Source organism: Cyclobacterium xiamenense (genome assembly GCF_900109255.1).
In the GTDB taxonomy this organism is placed as follows: domain Bacteria; phylum Bacteroidota; class Bacteroidia; order Cytophagales; family Cyclobacteriaceae; genus Cyclobacterium; species Cyclobacterium xiamenense.
In genome coordinates, this window is record NZ_FNZH01000003.1 from 733028 (window position 1) to 757536 (window position 24509).

Annotated in this window: 21 protein-coding genes; 12 read left to right on the forward strand and 9 right to left on the reverse strand. The window is 45.4% G+C overall.

Features of this window, described 5'->3' with window-relative positions:
• Window positions 1-17: 17 nt before the first annotated feature.
• The 5 genes from BMW71_RS12755 to BMW71_RS12775 all read left to right on the forward strand — a co-directional run bounded on the left by BMW71_RS12755 (window position 18) and on the right by BMW71_RS12775 (window position 3536).
• Complete coding sequence (locus BMW71_RS12755; protein WP_092174433.1) at window positions 18-434, forward strand: YkvA family protein; 417 nt, start codon at window positions 18-20, stop codon at window positions 432-434.
• Window positions 431-1153 carry a Rossmann-fold NAD(P)-binding domain-containing protein gene (locus BMW71_RS12760; protein WP_092174436.1) on the forward strand — a complete coding sequence of 241 codons (723 nt, stop codon included), beginning with the start codon at window positions 431-433 and terminating at the stop codon, window positions 1151-1153. Before BMW71_RS12755 ends, BMW71_RS12760 begins: the two co-directional genes overlap by 4 nt.
• Window positions 1150-1602 (forward strand): D-aminoacyl-tRNA deacylase, encoded by a 453-nt coding sequence (gene dtd, locus BMW71_RS12765; RefSeq protein ID WP_092174438.1) that lies wholly within the window; start codon window positions 1150-1152, stop codon window positions 1600-1602. Before BMW71_RS12760 ends, dtd begins: the two co-directional genes overlap by 4 nt.
• Window positions 1603-1665: 63 nt before the next feature.
• Entirely contained in the window at window positions 1666-3201 is a 1536-nt protein-coding gene (locus tag BMW71_RS12770; protein WP_092174441.1) for an ATP-binding cassette domain-containing protein, read from the forward strand.
• A gap of 5 nt (window positions 3202-3206) precedes the next feature.
• Window positions 3207-3536, forward strand: coding sequence for a nucleotide pyrophosphohydrolase (locus tag BMW71_RS12775; protein ID WP_092174443.1), 330 nt, complete (start codon window positions 3207-3209; stop codon window positions 3534-3536).
• 98 nt (window positions 3537-3634) lie between these two features.
• On the opposite strand, the gene BMW71_RS12780 is transcribed toward BMW71_RS12775, so the two are convergent.
• Together BMW71_RS12780 and BMW71_RS12785 are read right to left on the reverse strand one after the other, a co-directional pair.
• Window positions 3635-8203 carry a malectin domain-containing carbohydrate-binding protein gene (locus tag BMW71_RS12780; protein WP_092174446.1) on the reverse strand — a complete coding sequence of 1523 codons (4569 nt, stop codon included), beginning with the start codon at window positions 8201-8203 and terminating at the stop codon, window positions 3635-3637.
• A gap of 496 nt (window positions 8204-8699) precedes the next feature.
• A complete protein-coding gene (locus BMW71_RS12785) occupies window positions 8700-9500 on the reverse strand; it encodes an MOSC domain-containing protein (protein WP_317041147.1) in 801 nt (266 codons plus the stop codon).
• A 195-nt stretch (window positions 9501-9695) separates the two neighbouring features.
• Between BMW71_RS12785 and dnaK the strand changes: the two genes are divergently transcribed.
• Window positions 9696-11627 carry a molecular chaperone DnaK gene (gene dnaK / locus BMW71_RS12790; RefSeq protein WP_092174449.1) on the forward strand — a complete coding sequence of 644 codons (1932 nt, stop codon included), beginning with the start codon at window positions 9696-9698 and terminating at the stop codon, window positions 11625-11627.
• 111 nt (window positions 11628-11738) lie between these two features.
• Window positions 11739-12113, forward strand: a complete 375-nt coding sequence (locus tag BMW71_RS12795; protein WP_092174451.1) for a co-chaperone GroES — start codon at window positions 11739-11741, stop codon at window positions 12111-12113.
• A gap of 111 nt (window positions 12114-12224) precedes the next feature.
• Here the strand turns inward: BMW71_RS12795 and BMW71_RS12800 are convergent, their stop codons facing one another.
• The 3 genes from BMW71_RS12800 to BMW71_RS12810 all read right to left on the reverse strand — a co-directional run bounded on the left by BMW71_RS12800 (window position 12225) and on the right by BMW71_RS12810 (window position 15385).
• A complete protein-coding gene (locus BMW71_RS12800) occupies window positions 12225-12527 on the reverse strand; it encodes a hypothetical protein (RefSeq protein ID WP_092174454.1) in 303 nt (100 codons plus the stop codon).
• A 304-nt stretch (window positions 12528-12831) separates the two neighbouring features.
• Window positions 12832-13998 carry a porin gene (locus BMW71_RS12805; RefSeq protein WP_092174457.1) on the reverse strand — a complete coding sequence of 389 codons (1167 nt, stop codon included), beginning with the start codon at window positions 13996-13998 and terminating at the stop codon, window positions 12832-12834.
• 133 nt (window positions 13999-14131) lie between these two features.
• A complete protein-coding gene (locus BMW71_RS12810) occupies window positions 14132-15385 on the reverse strand; it encodes an ammonium transporter (RefSeq protein WP_244891168.1) in 1254 nt (417 codons plus the stop codon).
• Between the two features lie 1194 nt (window positions 15386-16579).
• Between BMW71_RS12810 and BMW71_RS12815 the strand changes: the two genes are divergently transcribed.
• The gene (locus BMW71_RS12815; protein WP_092174462.1) at window positions 16580-17341 is read left to right on the forward strand and encodes a DUF6733 family protein; all 762 of its coding nucleotides are present in this window, start codon (window positions 16580-16582) and stop codon (window positions 17339-17341) included.
• A gap of 121 nt (window positions 17342-17462) precedes the next feature.
• Here BMW71_RS12815 and hemB read toward each other — a convergent pair whose 3' ends face one another.
• The 3 genes from hemB to rocD form a co-directional block, all read right to left on the reverse strand.
• Window positions 17463-18431, reverse strand: a complete 969-nt coding sequence (gene hemB / locus BMW71_RS12820; RefSeq protein WP_092174465.1) for a porphobilinogen synthase — start codon at window positions 18429-18431, stop codon at window positions 17463-17465.
• Window positions 18432-18495: 64 nt separating this feature from the next.
• Complete coding sequence (locus BMW71_RS12825) at window positions 18496-19152, reverse strand: HAD family hydrolase (protein ID WP_092174466.1); 657 nt, start codon at window positions 19150-19152, stop codon at window positions 18496-18498.
• Complete coding sequence (rocD, locus tag BMW71_RS12830; RefSeq protein WP_092174469.1) at window positions 19152-20438, reverse strand: ornithine--oxo-acid transaminase; 1287 nt, start codon at window positions 20436-20438, stop codon at window positions 19152-19154. Before rocD ends, BMW71_RS12825 begins: the two co-directional genes overlap by 1 nt.
• Before the next feature lie 212 nt (window positions 20439-20650).
• Between rocD and rpmB the strand changes: the two genes are divergently transcribed.
• The 4 genes from rpmB (at window position 20651) to ftsY (ending at window position 22346) form a co-directional block, all read left to right on the forward strand.
• On the forward strand, window positions 20651-20893 hold the full coding sequence (rpmB, locus tag BMW71_RS12840; protein WP_092174474.1) for a 50S ribosomal protein L28: 243 nt from the start codon (window positions 20651-20653) through the stop codon (window positions 20891-20893).
• Between the two features lie 38 nt (window positions 20894-20931).
• A complete protein-coding gene (gene rpmG / locus BMW71_RS12845; RefSeq protein ID WP_092174477.1) occupies window positions 20932-21114 on the forward strand; it encodes a 50S ribosomal protein L33 in 183 nt (60 codons plus the stop codon).
• Between the two features lie 32 nt (window positions 21115-21146).
• Entirely contained in the window at window positions 21147-21299 is a 153-nt protein-coding gene (locus BMW71_RS12850; RefSeq protein ID WP_092174480.1) for a DUF4295 domain-containing protein, read from the forward strand.
• A gap of 90 nt (window positions 21300-21389) precedes the next feature.
• Entirely contained in the window at window positions 21390-22346 is a 957-nt protein-coding gene (ftsY, locus tag BMW71_RS12855; RefSeq protein WP_092174483.1) for a signal recognition particle-docking protein FtsY, read from the forward strand.
• A 266-nt stretch (window positions 22347-22612) separates the two neighbouring features.
• Here ftsY and BMW71_RS12860 read toward each other — a convergent pair whose 3' ends face one another.
• The gene (locus BMW71_RS12860) at window positions 22613-24175 is read right to left on the reverse strand and encodes a SulP family inorganic anion transporter (RefSeq protein WP_092174485.1); all 1563 of its coding nucleotides are present in this window, start codon (window positions 24173-24175) and stop codon (window positions 22613-22615) included.
• Window positions 24176-24509 lie beyond the last annotated feature (334 nt).

Sequence of the window (24509 nt, forward strand, 5' to 3'; positions counted from 1 at the left end):
AATCGTAGCAATTAGGCATGAACAGAGACAAACAAGAGCACGGCTTCTTCGAGAAGGCAAAGTCGATTTACCTGAACCGGGCCATGCACATCGCGGCGACGGAGGAAAAGTTACGTTATTTGCTGGAAAAAGCCAGCCTCAAGTGGAAAGAGCTTTCCCAAAATCCCACCTTTGCCCAGGTGAAATACCAGGTGGAAGTTTTTATCCGGATGATTCGGGCCCACGTAAATAAGCAATATTCCGGGCTCTCTAATCGATCTCTGGGATTGTTGGTTCTCGGCTTATTTTATTTCGCTTTGCCAACAGATTTGGTTCCGGATTTTATACCTTTCGTCGGCTACGTTGATGACATTACGGTGTTATTGGCCATTTTCAAAAGTCTTCAATCCGATATTGAGCGGTTTCTGGATTGGGAAAGGGAAAGGCAACTATGACTAAGGTAGCACTGGTAGCCGGCTCATCCGGTCTGGTAGGCATGCAACTGCTCCACCAGCTCTTCCAAAACCCGGACTACGATTGGGTGATTTCCTTTGGTAGACGCGACTTGGCCCTAAAGCACGCCAAATTGGTTCAGGTGACCGTAGACTTTAACCGGTTAGAAAAAGTGAATCTACAAGAATCCATCCGCTTACAAAATACTAGCGGTCAGTTTCAGCCCCTTATTAAAAGCCTGGAGACTGAGGAGGCAACGCTATCCGCTTTCTGCTCTCTGGGTACCACCATTAAAAATGCTGGGTCAAAGGAAAAATTCTTTCAGGTAGACCATGATTTCGTGATTGGTTTTGCACGCATGGTGCTGCATTTTGGCGCAAAACGATTTTTCTATGTCAGCGCGCTTGGAGCGGATGCTGGCTCTGGAGTTTTCTACAACAAGGTAAAAGGAGTCGTCGAAAACGACCTAAAACGAATGGATTTTACTTATCTGGGCATTTTTCAGCCTTCCCTGCTCCTGGGAGAGCGTAGTGAAAATCGCCTTGGGGAGGAAGTGGGAAAAGTTTTGATGAAGGGGCTTACATTTTTGGGACTGTTCAAAAAATACAAGCCCATTTATGGGTCCCAGGTGGCCAGGGCCATGGTTGTAAAGGATCGGGAGCCAACCCTTTCCGGAAATGAAACCATTCCCTCTTCCGAAATGCACCAAATGAGCTCATGATTGCGGTGATTCAGCGCGTTTCCGAGGCAGCTGTGGCGATTTCGGGGCAGGAGAAAGCCTCGATCGGGACCGGTTTGCTAATTCTGCTGGGCATCGAAGATGCCGATACAAGGGAAGACCTGGACTGGCTCAGTCGGAAAATCGTACACATGCGAGTTTTTCCCGATGAGGCTGGCGTCATGAACAAAAGCCTGCTGGACGTGGCGGGAGAGTTGCTGCTTATCAGTCAGTTTACCCTACATGCAAGCACAAAAAAAGGAAATAGACCCTCCTATATCAAAGCAGCAAAACCTGACGTGGCGATTCCGCTCTACGAAGCCTGTATTGACGAATTATCCCAACAGCTTGGGAAGCCGGTAAAATGTGGAGTTTTTGGCGCCAACATGCAGGTATCGTTGATAAATGACGGCCCGGTAACCATTATCATTGATTCCAAAAATAAGGTCTAGCATCCAAACCGATGCGTTGGGAGTCCTGCGCCGGGAAAAATCGATTAAAATCGTGTAGAAGTAATGGAAGAAAATCGGATTACTACCGAAAAAACCTCTGAAGATTTTTTAGTAATTGAACGGGCTACGGTTATGTATTCGGGCAAAGCGCTCTTTCGGCAATTGGATTTCAGAATAGGAAAGGGAGAGTCCTGGGTGATAGCAGGTGGTTCAGGAAAGGAGCGGACGGCATTTCTGGAAACGCTTTTGGGCCGTACATCCCTGGTGGCAGGACGGATTGCCAGACCCTTTGCGGAAAGTTATCAAAAAGCCCAAAGCCAGCGAGGTGAAATCAATAGTTTCCGGGATCTAATTGCTTTTGTGTCGCAGGAATATACCTTTCGAAATAAATCCAGTCAGCAAAACTTTTACTACCAGCAGCGTTTTAATAGTTCGGAATCCGAGGATACAGAAACAGTGGGCAGGTACCTGGCACAGGTGGAAGTAAAAGCGACCGGTCCCTGGACCCTGGATCGGGTGGTTCGGCTTTTTGGGCTTCAGGAGCTCCGGGAGAAATCCCTGATCAAATTATCGAATGGAGAAACCAGGAGACTGGCACTGGCCATGGCCTTACTTAAAAATCCCCGGTTGTTTTTAATGGACATGCCCCTTACGGGCCTGGATGTAAAAACCCGCCAACAGTTCGACGAAATACTACAGGTAATCATTCAATCTGGCATACAAGTGGTCCTGACAAGCACTGCAGATGAGGCTCCTCCTTCCATCAGTCGTTTTGGCTGGTTGGGTCAGGGAAGGCTGGAGGTCGTCACCGACCGCAAACGTTTACTTGCGAAGGAAGAGACCTTGCGCATGCAGGGTGAAAGTGCCTTTGATGCGTTTGAGGGATTGTTGAAAAAAGTTTTTTTCAAGTCAGGGATTCACGAAGTAATAGCGATGCGTGAGGTAGGTATAAGGTACCAGGACAAGTTGCTACTGGATCGAATCAACTGGCGGGTGGGTCCGGGAGAGTGCTGGTTGATTCGGGGTCACAACGGGGCGGGTAAATCCACGCTTATCAGTTTGGTTTTGGGAGAGAATCCGCAAGCCTATGCCAACGATATCGTACTATTTGATCGGAAGCGGGGTACAGGGGAAAGTATCTGGGAGGTCAAGAAGCCCACTGGGTTTGTTTCACCGGAGCTGGGTCGTTATTTCCCATCCAATCAGACCTGTAAAAAGGTGGTTTTGTCGGGATTGTTTGACACCATGGGCCTGTTCAAAAAAACCGATCCATCGCAGGAAGCCCTGGCAGACGCATGGTTGGCCGCGTTTCAGTTGGATCACCTGGCATCGGTAAATTTTCATCGCGTCAGCTTGGATGAGCAACGGTTTTGCCTGTTGGCCCGAGCGATGATCAAATGTCCCCAGCTCTTGGTTTTGGATGAAGCTTCCCAAGGCATGGACGAGGCACAGCGGGTACGATTTCGGCAAACCATTTCTTACTTTTGTGAAAATACAGGCATGTCGCTGTTATTTGTGAGCCACTATGATGCGGACGTTCCGGAAAGTGTAGACCGGGTTCTCGAGTTAAACCAAGGAAAAATTACGTACCAAAACTAAAGCAAATGACCTTAGCAGAAGCACAAAAAAAAGTCGATGCCTGGATCAATTCCACAGGTGTTCGGTATTTCAATGAACTTACGAATATGGCCATTTTGACAGAAGAAGTGGGAGAGGTAGCCCGTATCATGGCCAGAAAATACGGAGAACAATCGTTTAAGGAAAGCGACCGGGACAAGGATCTTGGGGACGAAATGGCCGATGTGCTGTGGGTACTCATTTGTCTGGCAAACCAGACCGGGGTGGATTTGACTCAGGCGCTGGAAAAAAATTTTGAGAAAAAAACGCTTCGAGACAAAGATCGACACCTGTCGAATAAGAAATTAAAACCCTGATTGGAAACGTACGATTCGAAGGAGGGGTAAGAAATAAAAAAAAGCCGGACGATGTGGACGTCCGGCTTTTTTGTTTGCTATCAGGTGGAATGTTATTGTTATTGAACAATGAGTTTGACCTTTTTGACCCAGTTTCCTCCATCCGAAACGGTCACCACGTACACGCCGGATTGCATACCCGCCAGAGGCAGCGTGTAGGATCCGTAGCCATTGGAAGCTGCTTTCGGATCGATGCTTTTCACCAAAGCTCCGGAAGTACTTTGAATGTAGATTTCGCGCACGCTCACATCCTGACCAATGGATAAGGTGGTTTGGTAGATGGCAGGATTCGGATAAACCTTGGTGACTGAGGTCTGGGTGATTTCCCCCTCTAGGGTTGACTGCATGGTTCCTTCGGTCGCAAGCCGTAGATTAGACGAGGAGGAACTTCCCTCAGGAATTACAGCAATACCGGCTACCGTGGCATTGTTGATGTCAGCATCCATTGATATATTCAAAATACCGTCCCCTACGTTGATTGAGGTGAAGGTTAAGGTGGTGGGATTATTTCCATTTTCACGGAAAATATCAAAATTTGATTTTACCTGATTCCCTTCGATCGATATATCAAAAACCCGATTCCCCACTTTTGCTGTCGGACCGAAGGATCCGAACCACAATTCATTGTGGTAGGTGATCACCGTATACGTTCCGTTTTGCACGGGTATGCTGTATTCCAGATTTCGAGAAAATCTTTCCGTAAGGAATAGATCAGACCCATTGACTGTGTAATTTGCGTTGATGTTTGATGGGCTGAAGTAGTTGGTTTTACGATCTCCCATGTGCAGTTGACCATTATAGGTCTTGTCGTCGAACGTTCCGGCATTCAGAAATACGGGCTGCTGGCTATTCGGTGGAGTCGTTCCCATGCTGCGTGCCTTTCCGATATACAATCCGGAGATGCTTACATCGCCCCGACTTGCCGAAAGCGCAAGCTCCAGGAACCCGTCTGTAACTTCAATGTTATTGAAAGTAAGGACCGTAGGCATGTTCCCGTTTTCAGAAAAGATGTCGAAATTATCCTTCTTTAGGTCACCCTCTATGGAAATGTCAAAGACCCGATTTCCACTCGCAGCCGCAGGCCCAAAGGTACCAAACCAGAGCTCATTGTGGTACGTTTTTACCTGGTAGGTGCCATTTTCCACCGGTATGCGGACGTTCATGTTCTTGGCATACCGTTCCGTTTGAAACAAGGCCTCTCCAGGTACCGTGAAGTTGAAGTTAGGAGAAAAACCAGTAAAATACGTGGTCTTGTAATCAGAGACAAACACTTTTCCGTCAAAACTGATATCGTCTCGGCTTCCGGTATTGATCATAAGGTAGTCTTCATAAACAGGTTGCTCAGGAGCACCAGGTTTTGCCAGTAAGTCGGAAGGAATACTTACGGGACTTTCACTCACGATAATACCTGAGACAGAAGCATTGTTTACCGAGGCGTTAAAGTTGATATTCAATACCCCATCCGTCACCGTTATTGCCTCAAAGGCAAGTGCCAGAGGTTGGCTTCCGTTTTCCTTAAAAAAATCTAGATCATCTTTCACCTTCGTGTTTTCGATAGTTATATCAAAAACACGCTGCCCTTCCTGTGCACTAGGCCCTTGATTTCCGAACCAAACCTCGTTGTGTAGCGTGTACACATAATAGGTCCCATTTGGAACCGGTATTGAATACGTAAAGCTTTGTCCGTGTCGCTCTGTTTGGAACAGGGGATGGGTACTGGCATTAATTTCGGAAAAAGTCTCAGACGTGCTGAAGAAGTTGTTGGTTGCATTCTCTCCCGCAAAGGACAACCCATTCCAGATGGTAGCTTCTCCGGTACCTACATTGAGGAAGTACGACGACGAAGAATTTTCTGGGCTACTACTTGTAGCAGATACCGAAAAGCTGACAACGGGCGAAGTGGACTGCAGCCCGTTGTCTGCGACCGCAACGGCAGATAGATTGTACGAGCCCTGAGGAACATTTTCCCAGGCCAATTGATAGGGAGATGTGTTTGCTGTCCCTAATTTGGTGGATCCGTTGAAAAAGTCCACACGGGAAATCGCTGCATTCTGAACCGACGCACTCGCTTCAAGTAGGATCGTCGCTCCCTGTTGAGCAGTTTGATTACTTTCTGGTTTGACCAGCGTGACGGTTGGCTTAGACGGTTCTTGTTCGATTACCCCACTGCCCGTCTTTAGCATCAATAAAGACGAGTAGGGAGGGATGGTTTGGGTGGTGGATAAAAGTTCATTGAGCAAACCCACAAAGCCTCCGGATGCAGAAAAACTCCGTTCCGATTTGGTAGGATTTTTCTCAAAGAGCACCTTTTCCTCAGGACGTATGACGGAAGCCTCTACTTCGTAAAACTCGAGATTGTCCATCCAAACTGTGCCGGCCTCACCCGTGCCTATTTCCATCACTAGTCGGGAATTTTCTGCATCAGAGAGCGATTGAATCAGCACTTCGTTTTCGCCTCGTTGCCAGGTTACTCCGACGTTATGTCTCAACGAAAGTTCGAACCAGGGAGAACCCGATTGGCGCAAAAAGAAAGCGATGGGAATATTTTTATCTGCAACTGCGCTAAATTTCAGCAAATAGTAGCTTCCCCTTTTAAGGGATCCCGTACTCATCACTGTTTGGCTTGTACCGGTAGTGCTGATCTTAAGTGAACCACCATCCAATCTCCCATTATCCCAGGACGTAGAACAGTCGCTACAGGTGATCATGTTCGCATTCTGGTTAAAGGAGCCGTTGGAATACCGGGTGGACCCTACTTGTTTTGTCACAGTGTACATATCCTCCATTTGCGTACCGGTTTTCGAGTTCCAGTCCTTACTATACGCGCGTTGCCACCCTCTTAGATCAAAGAATTTGCTCGTTTCGTTACTGGAATTCATATTATACCGAATCCGAAACCGGTAATTGTCAGAAAAAGGAGCAGAATACTGGTTGTTGTTGAAATTTGCCAATTGCGCCACATCATCAAACAGGGTGTAGATGTGCACAAAATCTTGGGAGGCATCCTTGGCGAGCAATTTGTTGTTTTCGATGGTTGTATTCGTAAGCGGGTTTCCCATGAGGTCATTTCGTAGGAAGATTAGGTTGTCGGAGTCGTATACCGTATTGTTGATAACCCGTATGTTATTGGTGTTGTGAAGGTAAATTCCTTTTGAGGTAATATGTGCCACCGTATTTCCCGATACCTCCACGTCGGTCACATTGTCATCCAGGTAAATTCCTTCTGCCTGGGGTTTATCTACGAAGTTTCGAATGCGTGTACCTTCTCGCACACCTACTCCATTGATGATAATATTGTTGGTGATTTTTCTGTTTTTATGGTTATCGAATCTACCCTGAAAGGAATAAATACCACCGCCGTCATTTTTAGTATAACAAAATCCATCGATAAAATTATACCTGACATGGGTATCATCCCCGCCAAAACGAATACCGATGTATCCACTTCTTTTAATCTCGTTGTATTCGATCAGGTTATTGTCTCCATCTGAGAATATCGCAAGTCCGACCCCGTCGCCGCTCCGACCATGTCCTGGAAACATATACGTATTTTGAATCGAATTTCCGCGTATGATGGCGTCGTCCGAAATCTTAAGATTCATCCCTACATTATTGGCATAGTTCACCTCGGAGTTTTCAATCACCAAGTTCGATACGCCCGCAAAAAAGACTCCATCTTGCCCGGAAACGTCAATTTTGCAATTCGAAAGTTTTATGTCATTTCCTCCTTCGAATTGAAAAGCATTTCGGTTTGCACCTTTGAAATGCAAATTTTCAAACACAAGGTGCTTTGCCTGACCGGTCTTTTCAACGATAAAATCCAGCGTACTTGCTTCCACTCGGATACTACCCGGATTGGAACCAAAATATACCCGCATTTTTCTGGTAGAGGGATTGTAATACCATTCTCCGTAACGATCCAGCGTGCCGGGGTGGTTTTGTATAAAGTACCCGTATCCAGACTGAGGTTCATAGCGGGTTTCCGGATTGGACGCGAAGTTTAGGGTACTTCCGGAATGGGACGTGATGGTGTGCCGGTCGGTAATCCAGAAAACTTTTCGCAACACGACCTCTGCCCCTGTCCAGTTGGGACTGGAAGATAACTGATAGTCGGTGATGGAGCGGCCTCCTGAGTGGTCTTCATAGGTAAGGTAGCCTTTGTTGGAGGAGTTTGAATTTGGAAAACGGCCCATTTCCTGAGGATTGTCGTTGATGGTAACCATGTTCACTTGTTTTCCGGGAAGTCGGTTATCAGACGCCTCGTAAACACCATTCCCTACAGATTGCCAATTGGAAAGCCGTACAAAGGTGGTTAGGATCGGGTCGGCTCCGGAACCGTAGGCACCAAACGTAATGGGAGCACCCGAATTTCCAGACCGATCCAGGCGAATGGTGCCATAAAAAGTATCCCCTCTGCGAAAAAAAACCTTATCACCAGGACTAAGGCTCGACATGATGGCATTCAATTTATTAATTGATTTCCAGGGAGTGGCTGCATTCCGAGCTTGGGAAAAGCTTCTAGAATCATCTCCTATTTCGCTGGAGAAGTAATAATTGGCCGCATGTAGATGCAATCCGGCCAAAAACATCGTGCAACACAGGATTAATCGGTATAAAACTGTATTCATGTAAATGTTAATTTAGTTGGTGTTTGTATGTACTAGGTTCTATTTTTTTCACATAATGATCCTTTCCATTTTTGCCTTTCGGAAAAATGCATAGGATTTTTACTTAGTTTGAAATAATCCATCAAACTCCATCAAAAATCTCCCCTACGATAATGTGATTATTTATTGCTTGGATACTGAATTATGAATAGTTAATTGGGTAATTAAGTTGGTTTATTTCAGCCTCAAGCATTTAAAATTCGTGCCAAAGGTAAGGATTGTTTTTAAAGGAATATCCTTTACCTCCTATACACTGTTATTTTGGGTTAACCGAAAACAAGGATGAATTGTTTTGTACCTAATTTTCAGCGCCTAATAATAAGAAAAATGTATTTAAAATACTATGGGTTCTTCGAGAAAATTTAAATTTTGAAATTTCCGGGTGGAATAGCTGTGTACAAAAGGAACCGTTTTTTGGAAATTTCACCCCCACTGTGTATATTTTCTCCACAGTTAATCAAACGGGTAGAATAGCGTCTCCACATGTAATGTACCCCTCGTCCAGCGCGATTCCATTTTGGCCAAACAAGACCTTTTTCCCCAGTTTCCGGTACCTGGACAGGGTATACAGTGGCTCTCGATTTTTTGTTCCCCGTTGTTGGTCTACCGTAGTCATCACACAACGGGCACAGGGCTTCGTGATTTTAAAAGGTACCGACCCCAGGAAAAATCGGTCCCAGCCGTCTTCAACATAAGCAGGGCCTCCGGTGAATACCATATTCGGGCGAAAGCGGTCCATGGGTACAGGAGTATCGAGGCGTTTATTTAGGTCGTCCAAAGAAGACTGGCCGATGATAAGAAAGGGCATGCTATCGGCAAATCCAACGTGCTCTTGGTTGACCTGGTATTTCTTTTTTAGCCAGCGTTTATGGCTGGAACTCATTTTTACCAGTTTGCAGGACGTATGGAGCATGTCCGAAAACCATTCGTCGGCAGCGGGGTCTACCTCCAGGGCATCGACCGAATCGTCCCAGATGCGGACCTCCAGCAACCGGCCCGTATCGGCAGAGAAGGGAATGTGTAGGCCAGAACCTTTCTGCAGTTTGTGCGTGAGGTATAGGCCATCTTCTGACAGAGAGACCTGAAGCAAAGCCATGTGGGGGAGGCTTCGCTGGCTCATAAACGTTCCCTGCGCATCCACTAACATCCATTGACGGTCGTGCTGGAGGCCAGATTGGTGAACCTTACTGCCGGAAAGGGAAATGCCTCCCAGGGATTTAATGGGGTAAATGTACAGCCCGGAAAGGGTAATTTTCATAAGTAAGACAGATTGAAACCGCCGAGAAGCAGTGAACTGGGTCGGTTAAATTACGGATAAATGCTGACAAATCGAATCTGAAAGCTGTCACAAATTATGACAATGTGGCATTAATTAGCCCATTCATCCACTTGGCACATTGGTTGTTGTTCTTGTTTTCGTAACACATACGAAAACGATAAAATAAATATAATTATGGGAAAAATTATTGGTATAGACTTGGGTACGACCAACTCTTGCGTCGCCGTAATGGAAGGTAGTGAGCCCGTGGTCATTCAAAACAGTGAAGGTAGAAGGACAACCCCTTCTATCGTGGCATTTTTGGACAACGGAAATGGAGAAAGGAAAGTGGGGGATCCTGCCAAGAGGCAGGCCATTACAAACCCGTCAAATACCATTTCTTCTGTGAAACGATTCATGGGAAAAAAGTTTTCCGAAATTTCGGAAGAACGTAAACATGCGTCCTACAAAGTGGATCAGGGTCCCAATGATACCGTGGCCATTAAAATCGGCGATCGGTCTTACACCCCACAGGAGCTATCTGCGATGATTCTTCAGAAGATGAAGTCTACGGCAGAAGATTTTCTGGGACAGGAAGTGACGGAAGCGGTAATTACCGTGCCGGCTTATTTCAACGATTCGGAACGGCAGGCTACCAAAGAAGCGGGTCAAATTGCCGGTCTTGACGTAAAACGAATCATCAACGAACCAACAGCCGCGGCCCTTGCCTATGGACTGGATAAGAAAAACCAGGACATGAAAATTGCCGTGTATGACCTGGGGGGAGGTACCTTTGATATATCCGTTCTGGAATTGGGCGATGGTGTATTCGAAGTGAAATCAACCAATGGCGATGTGCATCTGGGAGGCGATGATTTTGATCAGGTAATCATTAACTGGCTAGCCGACGAGTTTAAAGCAGAAGAGGAGATCGATCTGAGAAAGGATCCCATGGCCCTACAGCGATTGAAGGAAGCCGCAGAAAAAGCGAAGATTGAGCTTTCCAGTTCATCCAGTACCGAGATCAACCTGCCGTACATTACCGCCACACAATCTGGCCCCAAGCACTTGGTCCGCAACCTTTCGCGAGCAAAATTCGAGCAGCTTTCCGATGATCTGGTTCGACGATCCATGGAACCCGTACGTAAAGCCATCAAAGATGCCGGCCTTTCTCCCTCCGATATAGACGAGGTGATCCTGGTCGGTGGTTCTACCCGAATCCCAAAAATTCAGGAAGAGGTCGAAAAGTATTTCGGCAAGAAACCTTCGAAAGGCGTAAATCCGGACGAAGTTGTGGCTATAGGAGCTGCCATACAAGGTGGTGTGCTGACAGGAGAAGTAAAAGACGTATTGCTTCTGGACGTAACGCCGCTATCGCTGGGTATTGAGACCATGGGGGGAGTGTTTACGAAATTGATTGAATCCAATACCACCATTCCTACCAAGAAGTCCGAGGTATTTTCTACCGCAGCCGACAATCAGCCTGCAGTCGATATTCACGTCCTTCAGGGAGAACGGTCCATGGCCAAGGATAATCGGGCTATCGGCAGGTTCCAGTTGACGGATATTCCGCCGGCCCCGCGGGGTGTACCTCAAATTGAGGTGACCTTCGATATTGATGCCAACGGAATTCTAAATGTGTCTGCAAAAGACAAGGGAACCGGCAAAGAGCAAAAAATCAAAATTGAAGCTTCTTCCGGACTCTCTCAGGAGGAAATCGACCGGATGAAGAAAGAGGCTGAGGCCAATGCGGCCACAGACAAGGCGGAGAAGGAAAAGATCGACAAGATCAACCAGGCAGACAGCCTTGTCTTTCAAACCGAGAAGCAGTTGAAGGAATTTGGAGACAAGCTTTCCGATAGTAACAAATCGGCAGTAAACGAAGCCTTGGAAAAACTGAAAGCGGCTCACCAAAGTCAGGATATTGCGGCCATTGATGCTGGAATGGAAGCCTTGAATACGGCCTGGACTGCGGCCTCTCAAGAGATGTACAACGCATCTCAGGGTGCAGAAGGCGGTGCTGCCCAAGGTGGCCCCACCGGAGACGCCTCTACATCGGATTCCGCTTCCGGAGATGGCGTATCCGATGTCGACTACGAAGAAGTAAATGAAGAAGATAAAAAATAAGCATTCTTCCATCAATTTGTAACCAATAAAATAATGGCGTCTTCACCGGGTGGAGATGCCATTATTTTTACACTGAATGGCGCTATATCCTCTTGCTAATCACAAACCAATATGCAACTGACCTCTGAAAATAAGTTAAAAAAGCTCCTTATCGTGGGCGACCGCCTGTTGATCAAGCTAAAGAAACCCGATCAAAAAACATCCAGCGGGCTATACCTGCCGCCCGGAGTTCGGGAAAAAGAAAAAGTACAGCAGGGGTACATCATGAAAGCAGGTCCGGGATACCCCATTCCCCTGCCTGTAGCGGAAGAAGAACCCTGGAAGGACCATGCAGAAAATGTAAAATATATCCCTTTGCAGGCGAAAGAAGGCGATTTGGCCGTTTTTCTTATGAACGGGGCCTTTGAGGTTATTTACGAGGGAGAAAAGTATTACATCGTTCCTCAAAACGCCATTTTGATGCTGGAACGAGAGGAAGATTTGTAACCCAATCGATTTACTTTACAAAGAACCGAAAGATAAAAAAAGTGCCTGAGGGAAACCAATTCTGGTTTCTCTCAGGCACTTTTTTATCAGGCATTTATATGCCAGGTGTCATTAGTCTTTTTTCCAGGGTTTGCTGTTTTTCGCTTTGGGACCTGTTACGTGTTCTCTTTTTCTCAAATCTGCATTTACTTCCACCACTTCAAAATCGCCTTTCTGGGGCTTTTTGTTTTTGTAAGCGGGTCCTTTAACTTTCTCTTCGTCTACTGTTACCAACAAGGTACCTTTTCTAGCCTGCTGTTTCCAAGGTTTATAGTTTTTCGCAGCAGGGCCTTTAAGATCTTGATGAGATTGCGCATTCGATACATTAAAGGCCAGGAAACAAGCAGCTAACATACATGTGAATCTGATCATCATACTATTTCGTTAAGTTTATAATTATTCGCTACCTAACTATACGAATTGGAAGAGAAAGGTTGTGTTTTTTCAGTCTAAAAATGAATAAATGTTTGAAAAAGTAAAATTATATACTGAAAAAGGGTTTTTTTATACAAAAAAGTAGTGTTTTTTTTGACCGTGAATTTGAATAAACACAAGAAAACTAATCAGGAAGGGTTGTTTTTGAGGTGGTTTTGAAACCAGTAGTATAGAAACACAAAAAACCGCAGTTTTTTTTAAACACTGCTGTTTTTTGGCAATTTTTGAGAAAAAAAACAGAAATCTAGAACGAAAAGACGGCTGCGAGTAGAAAAGACGTCAAATTACTTGCGTTTTCGTAGTTATTGTTCAAAAAGAAGTTTTCTGACATAGAGTCGAAGCGAACCTCAGGAATAAGGGTGAGGTTGTCCATTACCTTTGCATTTCCGGAAAGGGTAAATGCAACGACGTTTCCATCTCCAGTAGTGTTGAGGCCGACCACACCTTCCAAACCCTCGTTGAATACGCTAAAGTATTCACCGCGTGCACCCAATGAAAACGCTTCCGACGTTGCAAGTTGTAGGTATCCGGCGACTCCGTAGAAACCAAAGCCATCACCGGTGGCATCCTGTATGGTATTGCCATTCAGGACTTGTCCTGCAGAAGTGGTATTGTAGGTGGCATTGAATCCTGCATATACCGACTCGGTGAGGTCATATCCTGTGGTAAGGTCAATTTGGAAGGTATTTCCCATGGAGGCATTGCCAAACGAAGAGAGGGTGTTCATATCCAATTTTCCATCCTGATCTCCATAAAGCAAATTTAAATAAGTACCTCCTGCATCGGTGGCATAAGCAAGTTGACCACCAAAGGTATAAGAGCCAATGGAATTAAATTCCGTAACATCTGTTGGGTTCATAACGGAAGCCATCAGGGACCAGTTGTCGGAGAGCTGAAAGTCTGCCTTTAAACCAGTATGCGAAAAAGGACCATATGAAAACATATAGGAGGTTGAGTAGTTAAAGTTTCCGGTAGGAGAAATCACCTCGTACCCCAAATAGGTATTAAAGTCTCCTATGGTAAAAGTAACGACATCGCTTGCATTCCAATACATGTATAGTTGATTCACTATCTGAGAACTACCACCTTCAAAGGCGGAATATAAGGGGGAACCGAATACGGCATCTTCCCCTCTGGGCCCGAAAACCATGTCTGCCACAAAACCTATTTTTTCTCCTTCATAGGATGCAATAATATTGGCCATACCTAGTGAAAAACCGGGTAAGTTGGCGAATGAAGTGGCAGGTGCCTGGTATTCATCCCCTTTGTTCGGAGCATTTATGTTGGTTCTGAAATAGGCATCAATAGACCCAGATAGGGCTACTTTTGGTTTTTCGGTTGCTTCTTGCGCGTTGACTAAGGTCAATGTTGATAAAATAACTAAGACGATTAGAAGTTGGAACTTTTTCATATTAATTTTGAGCGTTAGTTAATAATACGTTGACTGATGAGAACCCCTCCCCACTTGTAAAGAGGCTTCAATTTCTTCGGTGGGAGGGGGGTTCTGCTTTTTTATTTATTCTCTAGGGGTACTTTTATTCAGTTTATTCGTCGTACACAATGGTGTATCCTCTTATTCCGTGCTCATGACTATCCAGGCCGGATCGTTCGTGTTCTTCGGAAACGCGTATTCCGATGGTAATTTTTAGAACATAAAAGATAACCAAGGCAGACAGAAAGGCTACACCACCGCAAATGAGGACGCCGACTAATTGAGTCAAAAAGGTGTGGTCCGGATTGCTTGAAAATAGGCCTACGGCTAGCGTACCCCAAATCCCACAGGTGAGATGGACAGATACTGCTCCCACTACATCATCGAGCTTTAACTTATCTAGGAATATGGCAGAAAGTACAACCAAAATGCCTGCGATAAAGCCGATAAGGAGTGCGAATATTGGACTAATAACATCCGCTCCTGCCGTAATTCCTACCAACCCGGCTAGGATACCGTTTAGCACCATCCCCAAGTCTAGCCGTTTGAATGTCAGGTAGGCGGTAAGAAATCCACCCAGTCCACCGGCACAAGCACCTAAAGAGGTGGTTACCAGAACAAGGGATACCAATCCCGGGTCTGCGGAAAGCACCGAGCCGCCGTTGAATCCAAACCATCCTAACCACAATAAGAAGACTCCAATTACAGCTAGTGGCACACTTGAACCGGGTTTTTCAATGGTTTTACCATTGACATACTTTCCTATCCGGGGTCCAACCATGATAACTCCTGCCAATGCGCCCCATCCACCTACAGAATGAACAAGTGTAGAACCCGCGAAATCATAAAACCCCATCGCGTCAAGAGCGCCACCGCCCCATTTCCAACTACCAATGAGTGGGTATACAATTCCCACAAAAACGATGGTGAAAACCAAGTAAGCCCAGAGCTTTACCCGTTCAGCGATGGCTCCAGATACAATGGTAGCCGCAGTTGCTGCAAACATGGCTTGAAATAAAAAGTCGGTCCAATAGGTATAGCCAGCGTCGGCATATTCGGCGCTGATGTCCGCATCCGCTGGATTAAACCAGAACATGGTCCAACCGGCTCCATCAAATCCAAACCATCCCGGCACATCGAAACCCGGGTACATTAAAAAGAACCCGATCAATGCATAAGAAACGATACCAATGATGGGCGTCACGGTATTTTTAAATAGTATGTTAACGGTGTTCTTTGCCTGACCAAAACCGGCTTCCACCCCGGCAAAACCTAAGTGCATAATAAAGACCAATGCTGTTGCCAACATCATCCAGACATTGTTGGTAGTTAGTAAGTTTTGGGTGATCGCACTACCGTAATCCATTCCCTCAGACACCGCCTCCGCGTTAACCTGAGTGAAAACTGGGAAAATTCCTTTCATAGAACGTTAATTTTTAAAGTGAACAATAACTTGCGCCATATGAGGTACGAATGGCTTCCATTTGAATGCACAAGATGGTTTAATAAACAACCAAAAACAATTGACTGTACGAGGATATTCCGTAAATAAGAATATAAAAATACTTTAAACAATAATATTTATGCTAAAATGATAAATATTGGTTAAAAAATGATTCGTGTACAAAACCAAGTGAAATTTTAAAATAGGAACGAAAACAGTGGTATTTTCACATAAATATTGTTAATAAAAAATATAAATATGTTTTATGTAAAAAATAAGATGCCATCGAATAATCTATAGATGGTTTGGATGGAAGCTGTGATGTAAGTTTTTTTAGAAAAAATATTTTTTCGATTTTGACAAAATTTTTTTTATTCATTAGTGTTATTTTAAAAAATAGCTTATTTCGATTCACATTTCGTAACTCAACGGGAATCGGCCGATTTTCGAAAGAAGCAGCGATCTATCAGAAATTAGCTACTAAGCGAAGTAGATATCGCGACAATTTGTATTTTTTATGGGAAAGGTTCTGTTTACAGGATGCTTCCGAACGGTGCTTTGTCTGGCATGTTGCTTCGACGAAGCTTCATCCGCTCTTCTGGCTAAAACGATGTCTGGGATAAATGATCCGTGGTTTCTGAAGTTGGGTGCGAAGAAATCGTTTGAAAGGGAAGTCACTTAATCTTTTCTGACAATTCATTCAATTCCGATCTGGGGGTAGATACGGTTTCGTTTTTGCATTGTATTTATCGAAAATAACTTAATACGTGTTAATGTAGTGTTAAATTTAACTTAATTAGAAAAGTAAAAAATTATTATTTTATAGCAAAAAATAAAATTAAATACTGAGAAAATTTTTTTTTATTCTGGAAAAGCTACATGTTTTCACGTAATTGGTCAGTTTATGTATTTTATTTGAAGGTAATAAAATGACCAAAAAAATTAAAAAAGACAAAGAAACGGCTGTTTAAAGTGAAAAAAATAGCAAAAGAATAAATTATTTTTGCAAAATTGATCATTATCAAATAAATTTGTTTTCATCATTTAACCCTGGTTATTTCAAAAAATAATTTTGTTTTAACAATCGTTTAATAATTAACCTTAATTATCAAAATCATGAGAAAAATTAACATTCCAACTTTAATGAAAGGCCTTATCGCATTTTCATTGTTTTTCGTCGTAGCTGTAGGTACAGCAACCGCTCAGAGTGAAACATCTGACAAGTTTGATTTCACTATCACCGTCAATTCTGATCAGTTTTTCGGTTTCTACCCATTCTTTGCGGGATCGTATGCTGTCAGTGAAACTTCCGCGTTTACCTTTTATGGCATTCTGTGGTCCGGAGGTACAGGTGGTGTGCAAGGATCCGGCGGTGGCTGGGGTAACTGGACCGAATTCGGTGTAGGTATGAACTTCGATGTAGCAGATGGATTGAGCGTCAATCCGCAAATCGGTGTTACCGGTGGCAACTTGCTGTCTTCAGGCACAGCCGGACCCAGCATTTTCGGGGATGGTATTGTTCCTAACCTGACCATTGGTTTGGATAAGGCAAAAACAGAAGGCGAGATCTATTTCGGACTGTACTCCCCGCTTCGAAACGAAGCGCCTACTGGCGGAACAACCCTGGCTTACATCCACTATTGGACCAACTTCGGTGTGAAGGCTTCCGATTTCTTTTCCCTGGGCCTTCATTACGAACACCTGATCAACTCCGGTGGATCTAACGTATCCGAATCCACAGACGTTTATCAGTGGTTAGGCCCCTACATCCAGTTTGCAGATCCTAACGGAAAAGCGTTCGCGCGACTGTCTGCTGGTGGCGACCTGGTAGAAGGAAACGATTCGTTCTTTAAAGTTACTACCGGTCTTAGCTTCTAATTCCGAAAAAAAACATAAAAAAAGGAGACTGATTACCGGTCTCCTTTTTTTATTCCTCCCCTCGGAGCACCAATGCTCCTGCAGGGAAACCAACTGTCCAGGCACCTAACCAAAGGGTGGATTACAAGCCGATTTGCGCCACTTCCTTGGCAAAATAGGTTAAGATGATTTTTGCGCCAGCACGCTTGATGCTAAGCAAGGATTCGAGCATGGCGCGTTCTCCGTCCAGCCACCCGTTGGCGGCAGAGGCCTTGATCATGGCGTATTCGCCACTAACATTATACGCGGCGATGGGAAGTGGAAAGCGTTGGTGAAGGAGTTGAATAATATCCAGATAGGCAAGCGCGGGCTTCACCATCAAAAAATCGGCACCCTCCTCCAGGTCTAACTGGGCTTCTATCAAGGCTTCCCGGCTATTTGCCGGATCCATTTGGTAGGTTTTTTTGTCACCTGACTTAGGCGCAGAGTCAAGTGCGTCGCGGAAGGGATTGTAAAAAGCACTGGCATACTTGGCCGTATACGACATAATCGACACTTCCTTGTAGCCATTTTCATCCAGTATTTTTCGAAGATAGCCGACCCGGCCGTCCATCATGTCCGAAGGACCGATGATGTCTGCACCGGCTCGGGCTTGCGCCAGGGTCATTTTACCAAGAATTTCCAGGGTTTCGTCATTGAGGATGCGGCCGTTTTCTACCAGCCCATCGTGTCCGTCCGAATTGTAGGGGTCCATGGCCACATCGGTCATGATACAGGCTTCCGGAAAGGTTTGCTTGATGGTACGCAAGGCGTTTAGGTAGAACGTGTCTTCTCGGTAACTTTCTGTTGCGAAGCGATCTTTTTTTTCTTCCGGATAGGCAGGAAAAATGTCAAAAGCATTGATCCCTAGCTTTAGGCAAGAATCGATTTCCTCAAGCATCAGGTCAAGGGAATACCGGTAAATTCCCGGCATGGAATGTACCGGTACTTTTTGATTGATTCCGTCGATCAGGAACAAGGGGAAAATAAAGTCACTCAGGGATAGTCTGGTTTCTTCCACAAGGGATCGAATGGCTGCTGATTTCCGGTTTCTACGTGGTCTTCTGAGCATGTCGCTTTGGATTCTGGGTAGGTATACGGTACAATAAATAACGGTTATAAACTCATGTGATTTTTCAAGATAGGAGTTTGGATACCGTATCGGTATCGATGTCCCGGTAATCGCGGATATAGTGGTCACACGGGGGTAATTCCTCTTTGGTATGGGAGGAGAGCACCCCTACCACGCGCATGCCGGCATTTCGAGCGGCGGATACACCGGAATGGGAATCCTCAAATACCAGGCAACGGGTCGGGTCGATCTCCAGATTTCGGGAGGAACTGAGGTACACTTCCGGATCCGGTTTGTGTTTCGTTACATTTTCGCTCGCCAACACCGATTCCATGCTGGGACCAAAGCCCAGGCTATTCATGATCAAATCCAGGTTGGCCCGGGGGGCTGAGGTAGCGACTCCGGTTCGGTAGCCTTCCTTTTTTAATGCCTGAAGAAACGGGAGAAATTCAGGCAATGTTTCTACCTTATCGGCGTAGATTTCCCGAAACAACCCCTCTTTTTCGTTTTCCAGTTCAGCAAATTCGCTACCAATAACCTCTCTGCCCAGAAAATGAGCAAAGATGTACTTATTGCTTTTGCCATACATGTGTTGGGCAAACTCTTGTTCGGTAGGATTCAAACCCCGTTTGCCAAAAAATACCCGAAATGCTTCCGAGTGAAACGGGTTGGTATGGCAGATAACGCCGTCCATATCGAAAATGATGGCCTGCTGTTTCATTACGCACGCTTTTTTTGGAAGCCCAGGATGGTATTTTCTATAATATCGCAGCAGCTATGCAACTCTTCGAGGGTCATCACCAGTGGTGGTGCAAAGCGAATGATATTGCCGTGCGTAGGTTTGGCCAGGAGTCCATTCTCCTTCAAGGCAACGCAAATATCCCAGGCCGTGCTGCTGTCCGGGCTGTCGTTGATCACCACGGCATTCAGCAATCCCCGTCCCCGAACCAGGCTGACCCAGGGCGATTTATTGGCGAGAAGTTCCATACGCTCCCGAAATACCTTGCCCAGCGCCCGGGCGTTTTGGGAAAGTTTTTCGTCGCGCACCACCTCCAGGGCAGTCATCGCAATTTTGGCTCCCAGCGGATTTCCTCCAAAGGTGGACCCGTGTTGTCCGGGGTGAATCACCTCCATGATGGCGTCGTTGGCTAAAACGGCCGAAACAGGGAAAAACCCGCCGGAGAGGGCCTTGCCTAGAATCAAAATATCTGGTTCCACGTAGGTTTCTTGTTGTTCACAGTGGCCCTCGCAATTGCAATTACCGCAAACAGCCAGCAAGGAACCGGTCCTCCCGATTCCAGTTTGGATTTCATCGGCTAGCAAAAGGACTTGTCGCTCCTGGCAGAGTTTCTTTGCCTGCATCAGGTAGTCTTCATCCGGGGTATTGACTCCGGCTTCGCCCTGAATGGGTTCGATAAGGAAGGCTACTGTCGCAGGATGGGCATTCAAGGCTTCTTCCAGGGCGCTTAGGTCGTTGTAGGGAATGCGGATAAATCCAGGTGTGAAGGGGCCAAAGTTAGTTCGGGCGTTTTCGTCGCTGGAAAAGGAGATAACAGTGGTGGTTCGGCCATGGAAATTGTCCTCCGCCACAATGATCGTTGCTCGTTGTTCCGGAACTCCCTTTTTCTCGTAGCCCCATTTCCGGGCAATTTTTATGGCGGTTTCAACGGCCTCTACACCGGTATTCATGGGCAACACCTTGTCGAAGCCGAAGTAATCGGTCAGGTATTTTTCGTAAGGCCCAAGTACGTCATTGTAAAACGCCCGGGAAGTCAGGGTCAGGGTACCTGCCTGCGCAACAAGCGCCTCCTTTATTCGGGGGTGGCAATGCCCTTGATTGACGGCCGAGTAGGCAGAAAGAAAGTCAAAATATTTTTTTCCTTCCACGTCCCATAGATAGACCCCCTCGCCCCTGCTGAGGACTACCGGTAGGGGGTGGTAATTATGGGCGCCGTGGCGGTCTTCCAATTGTATCGCTTCCTCACTTGAATGAATCTCCTGCATCATGGACTTGCTTAGTTACGCTTTATATTCATGGGATTTTAATTCCCGAAAGGGCAAATATAAGAAAAGCGATCCGGAAACAGGAGGCAAAACCAAAAAGTTGGTAGGCAGGGATTTATTAAATAATTATAGAGCCTATTTTTGTTATTTAATGAAAACTTCCGATATTTGCAAACCCAATTGAAAAAGTAAAACAACACGGATACATACATATCATGGCAAAAATTTGTGACATAACTGGTAAAAGGCCTCAGGTAGGGAATAACGTATCGCACGCCAATAACAAGACCAAGCGTAGATTTTACCCCAACCTGCACAAGAAGAGCTTTTACATCCCGGAGGAAGATGCCTGGATCACGCTGAAAGTATCCTCTTCTGCCTTGAGGACGATCAATAAAAAAGGAATCAGTGCGGTATTGAAAGAGGCGCAGAAAAAAGGTGATATTGTCATCAAGTAAGCACAAATCCCTCCAACCACACTAAATCATACGAAGCAATGGCTAAGAAAGGTAACAGAGTTCAGGTAATCCTGGAATGTACAGAACACAAGCAGAGTGGCATGCCCGGTACCTCCCGGTATATCACGACCAAAAACAGGAAAAATACGACCGAGCGACTGGAGTTGAAAAAATTCAACCCCATCCTTAAAAAGGTGACGGTTCATAAGGAAATCAAGTAATCGCGTTCCCCCAGGGATAAACAACAACGAATATGGCTAAGAAAGTAGTAGCAACACTGAAAAAAGAAGGTGGTATATCCTATGCCAAAGTAATCAAAGCGGTACGCTCAGAGAAGACCGGAGCATACACCTTCAAAGAAGAAATGGTCCCTAGCCCAATGGTTCAGGAAACCTTAAAAAAATAAAGCTAATCCCAGCATTCGTGTAAGGATACATCCCTTTCGATTCTAATCGAAAGGGATTTTTGCGTATATTCGGGCGATAGATTTGTACTTATGGGAATATTTGGATTTTTTTCAAAAGAAAAAAAGGAAAGTTTGGATAAAGGGCTGGAAAAATCCAGCGAGAATTTATTTTCAAAACTCGGCAAAGCCATCGTAGGCAAGTCCAAAGTAGACGAGGCCATTCTGGATGAACTGGAGGAAATCCTCATTACTTCCGATGTAGGTGTGGATACCACGATCAAGATCATACAGCGTATCGAAGCCCGCGTGGCGCGAGATAAATACGTGAATACCTCCGAATTGGACCTGTTACTCCGGGAAGAAGTAGCCGGGTTATTGGAGGAAAACAATACGCAGGATCTTGCGGATTATGACCTACCGGAGGGGAAGAAACCCTACGTCATCATGGTGGTAGGAGTCAACGGTGTGGGAAAAACCACCACGATAGGCAAGCTTGCCCACCAGTTCAAACAGGCTGGTAAGTCGGTGGTGCTGGGAGCGGCCGATACGTTTCGCGCTGCGGCAGTGGATCAGTTGATTCTGTGGGGAGAGCGGGTAGACGTTCCGGTGATTTCTCACGGCATGAATACCGATCCTGCTTCTGTCGCCTTCGATACCGTCAAAAAGGCGGTGGAAATGAATGCAGACGTGGTGATTGTCGATACCGCCGGTCGCCTGCATACCAAGGTAAACCTGATGAATGAATTGACGAAAATCAAGCGGGTGATGCAGAAATTCATACCCGAGGCCCCGCACGAAATAGTGCTGGTACTGGATGGGTCTACCGGACAAAATGCGTTTATCCAAGCCAAAGAATTTACAAAAGCTACCGAGATCAGCGCGTTGGCCATTACCAAACTGGACGGCACCGCAAAGGGAGGGGTGGTAATCGGTATTTCGGATCAGTTTAAAATTCCAGTGAAGTATATTGGGGTAGGAGAGAAGATGACCGATTTACAAGTGTTTGATCGTAGGGAATTTGTGGATTCCCTGTTTAAGAAAAAGTAAGACAAACTGGCACCGCGGGTTTTGCCCGTCTATTGGCTAATGTGATACTAGACATGCGAAAACAGGGTATTACTTTTTTCTCACGGTTCCCCCGCTCCCTTTTTTCGGGTTAACATTCCGCCAGATTGATATCATTGCCTGCGAAAAAGGATGGGCAATGAACTGAGTCCGACCCGATTTTTTTAGGCGCATCGAAGGAGATTGGGAAAAAAGCCCACTCAGGAGTTTTTGTGAAGGGGCTTCATCCAATCAAAATGGGAGCCAAATCAATTTAATACTTCTGCGTTTTCTTTATCGATATTAATGACCTCAACGGTTATGTTCCTTTCTTTGGCATTGGTTTGAAAATCCCGGATGACTTCGATCACGTCGTAGTCGATGATTTTTGAATTACTGCCGTCAATGATTACTTTCTTGTTGTCTCCCACATGTTTAAGCGTTTTGATGAGGGATCCCTTGTTTAGAAAGCTAACCTCTTCCGCAAGGATAATGTGAACGATACCTTCGTCATCTTCTCTGGAATCCTTGAAGAAGTGCGAATTTTTATAGTTTCTCATCAGGATGTAGACAATGCCTACAATCATTCCCATACCGATGCCTTTGAGTAGATCGAAGAAGATGATCCCCAAAATCGTAATCAGAAAAGGCAGAAACTGGTCCCATCCGAGCTTATACATGGATTTGAAAAGAGATACTTTGGCAAGTTTGTAACCAATCACCAGCAGTATAGCCGCTAAACTCGATAGGGGGATTAGATTGAGAAGGTTAGGAATAAGCAATACGCTAAGCAGGAGCAAAATGCCGTGAAATACCGCGGACATTTTCGTTTTCGCACCCGAGTTGATGTTGGCGGAACTCCGGACAATAACGGCTGTTATGGGCATGCCGCCTACCAGACCGTTTACCAGGTTTCCAGCACCCTGCGCCAGTAGTTCCCGGTTTGGCGGGGAAACGCGCCTGTGTGGATCAATTTTGTCTGCTGCTTCGAGGCTTAACAGGGTTTCCAAACTGGCTATGATGGCAATGGTAATGGCCACTACCCACACATCGGGATTGAAGATCCCGGAAAAATCGGGAAAAAACAGGTGATCTCCCAGGCTAGACAAACCGGTAATTTCTGGAAGGGTTACTTTGTTTTCCTCTCCGATTGCCAGATTGGGAATCAATGAATTAAAAATCTCATTAATTCCAATACTCAGCAATACGGCCAATAATGGCCCGGGGATGAATTTCAAAAAATGGTGGTTTTTAACGAATGGTTTTTCCCAAAGAAGTAAAACGGTCAGGGAAAAAAGTGCAATGAGGATTGCTCCCACTTCTAGGTTACTCGCAAGGGATTGTAATGCGAGCACTGCTTCGTAATCATTAACTAGCGGAATAAAATCCTCTACTAATTCGCTGGAATTGGTGCCAAAAACGAACGGAAGCTGTTTGATGATCAGGATGATACCAATTCCTGCCAACATTCCCTTGATGACAGAAGTGGGGAAATAATACCCAATGACCCCCGCCTTCACGAATCCAAGGACCAGCTGTATGACTCCTGCAATTACCAGCGCCGTCAGAAAAAGCTCGTAGGCTTGCAAGTCTTCAATGGCATTCAGTACAATTACTGTTAGCCCTGCAGCGGGTCCGGAAACCGCTGTGTGTGAGCCCGAAAGAAAGCCCACGACAATTCCTCCAACGATGCCGGCAATCACCCCAGAAAATAAGGGTGCGCCTGAGGAAAGCGCAATTCCCAAACATAAGGGCAACGCCACTAAAAACACTACCAGGCCAGCAGGTAAATCCGAGCCTAAATGTGAAAAAATTCCGTTTTTACTTGACATACTGTATGGTTTAATTTTCGTGCAATGGGTTACTACGTTTTCGCTTCATAACCTATTCCTACGGTTCCTCTCCAATTGGATTGTTTGCCGAGGGTAGGTCCCAAGTGCAGATCAAAATTTTAAATTATGATTTACATAAACAAATTTTATGCAAAAGGGTTCAATAAGGCAACTTTTTCGTGAAGAATTTCACAAAATTTACGCGAGAGGCACGTTAATTTTCTTGATAATGTACGTTTAGGTCCGGATAGGTTGCAATGGTTTTTTTACTTTCAAGTACAAATCTCCTTTTTTGGAAATGAAAGTCGAGCTTTAGAAAATGAATTTCGATTTT

Excerpts from the sequence above, each read along its gene's own strand:
- rocD (WP_092174469.1), bottom strand. The coding sequence starts at position 20,438 with ATGATGCAGGAGATTCATTCAAGTGAGGAAGCGATACAATTGGAAGAC.
- BMW71_RS12780 (WP_092174446.1), bottom strand. The coding sequence starts at position 8,203 with ATGAATACAGTTTTATACCGATTAATCCTGTGTTGCACGATGTTTTTG.
- BMW71_RS12805 (WP_092174457.1), bottom strand. The coding sequence starts at position 13,998 with ATGAAAAAGTTCCAACTTCTAATCGTCTTAGTTATTTTATCAACATTG.
- BMW71_RS12860 (WP_092174485.1), bottom strand. The coding sequence starts at position 24,175 with ATGTCAAGTAAAAACGGAATTTTTTCACATTTAGGCTCGGATTTACCT.
- BMW71_RS12825 (WP_092174466.1), bottom strand. The coding sequence starts at position 19,152 with ATGAAACAGCAGGCCATCATTTTCGATATGGACGGCGTTATCTGCCAT.
- BMW71_RS12770 (WP_092174441.1), top strand. The coding sequence starts at position 1,666 with ATGGAAGAAAATCGGATTACTACCGAAAAAACCTCTGAAGATTTTTTA.
- BMW71_RS12810 (WP_244891168.1), bottom strand. The coding sequence starts at position 15,385 with ATGGATTACGGTAGTGCGATCACCCAAAACTTACTAACTACCAACAAT.
- BMW71_RS12775 (WP_092174443.1), top strand. The coding sequence starts at position 3,207 with ATGACCTTAGCAGAAGCACAAAAAAAAGTCGATGCCTGGATCAATTCC.
- ftsY (WP_092174483.1), top strand. The coding sequence starts at position 21,390 with ATGGGAATATTTGGATTTTTTTCAAAAGAAAAAAAGGAAAGTTTGGAT.
- BMW71_RS12755 (WP_092174433.1), top strand. The coding sequence starts at position 18 with ATGAACAGAGACAAACAAGAGCACGGCTTCTTCGAGAAGGCAAAGTCG.
- dnaK (WP_092174449.1), top strand. The coding sequence starts at position 9,696 with ATGGGAAAAATTATTGGTATAGACTTGGGTACGACCAACTCTTGCGTC.
- BMW71_RS12815 (WP_092174462.1), top strand. The coding sequence starts at position 16,580 with ATGAGAAAAATTAACATTCCAACTTTAATGAAAGGCCTTATCGCATTT.
- BMW71_RS12760 (WP_092174436.1), top strand. The coding sequence starts at position 431 with ATGACTAAGGTAGCACTGGTAGCCGGCTCATCCGGTCTGGTAGGCATG.
- dtd (WP_092174438.1), top strand. The coding sequence starts at position 1,150 with ATGATTGCGGTGATTCAGCGCGTTTCCGAGGCAGCTGTGGCGATTTCG.
- hemB (WP_092174465.1), bottom strand. The coding sequence starts at position 18,431 with ATGCTCAGAAGACCACGTAGAAACCGGAAATCAGCAGCCATTCGATCC.
- BMW71_RS12795 (WP_092174451.1), top strand. The coding sequence starts at position 11,739 with ATGCAACTGACCTCTGAAAATAAGTTAAAAAAGCTCCTTATCGTGGGC.
- rpmB (WP_092174474.1), top strand. The coding sequence starts at position 20,651 with ATGGCAAAAATTTGTGACATAACTGGTAAAAGGCCTCAGGTAGGGAAT.
- rpmG (WP_092174477.1), top strand. The coding sequence starts at position 20,932 with ATGGCTAAGAAAGGTAACAGAGTTCAGGTAATCCTGGAATGTACAGAA.
- BMW71_RS12785 (WP_317041147.1), bottom strand. The coding sequence starts at position 9,500 with ATGAAAATTACCCTTTCCGGGCTGTACATTTACCCCATTAAATCCCTG.
- BMW71_RS12800 (WP_092174454.1), bottom strand. The coding sequence starts at position 12,527 with ATGATGATCAGATTCACATGTATGTTAGCTGCTTGTTTCCTGGCCTTT.
- BMW71_RS12850 (WP_092174480.1), top strand. The coding sequence starts at position 21,147 with ATGGCTAAGAAAGTAGTAGCAACACTGAAAAAAGAAGGTGGTATATCC.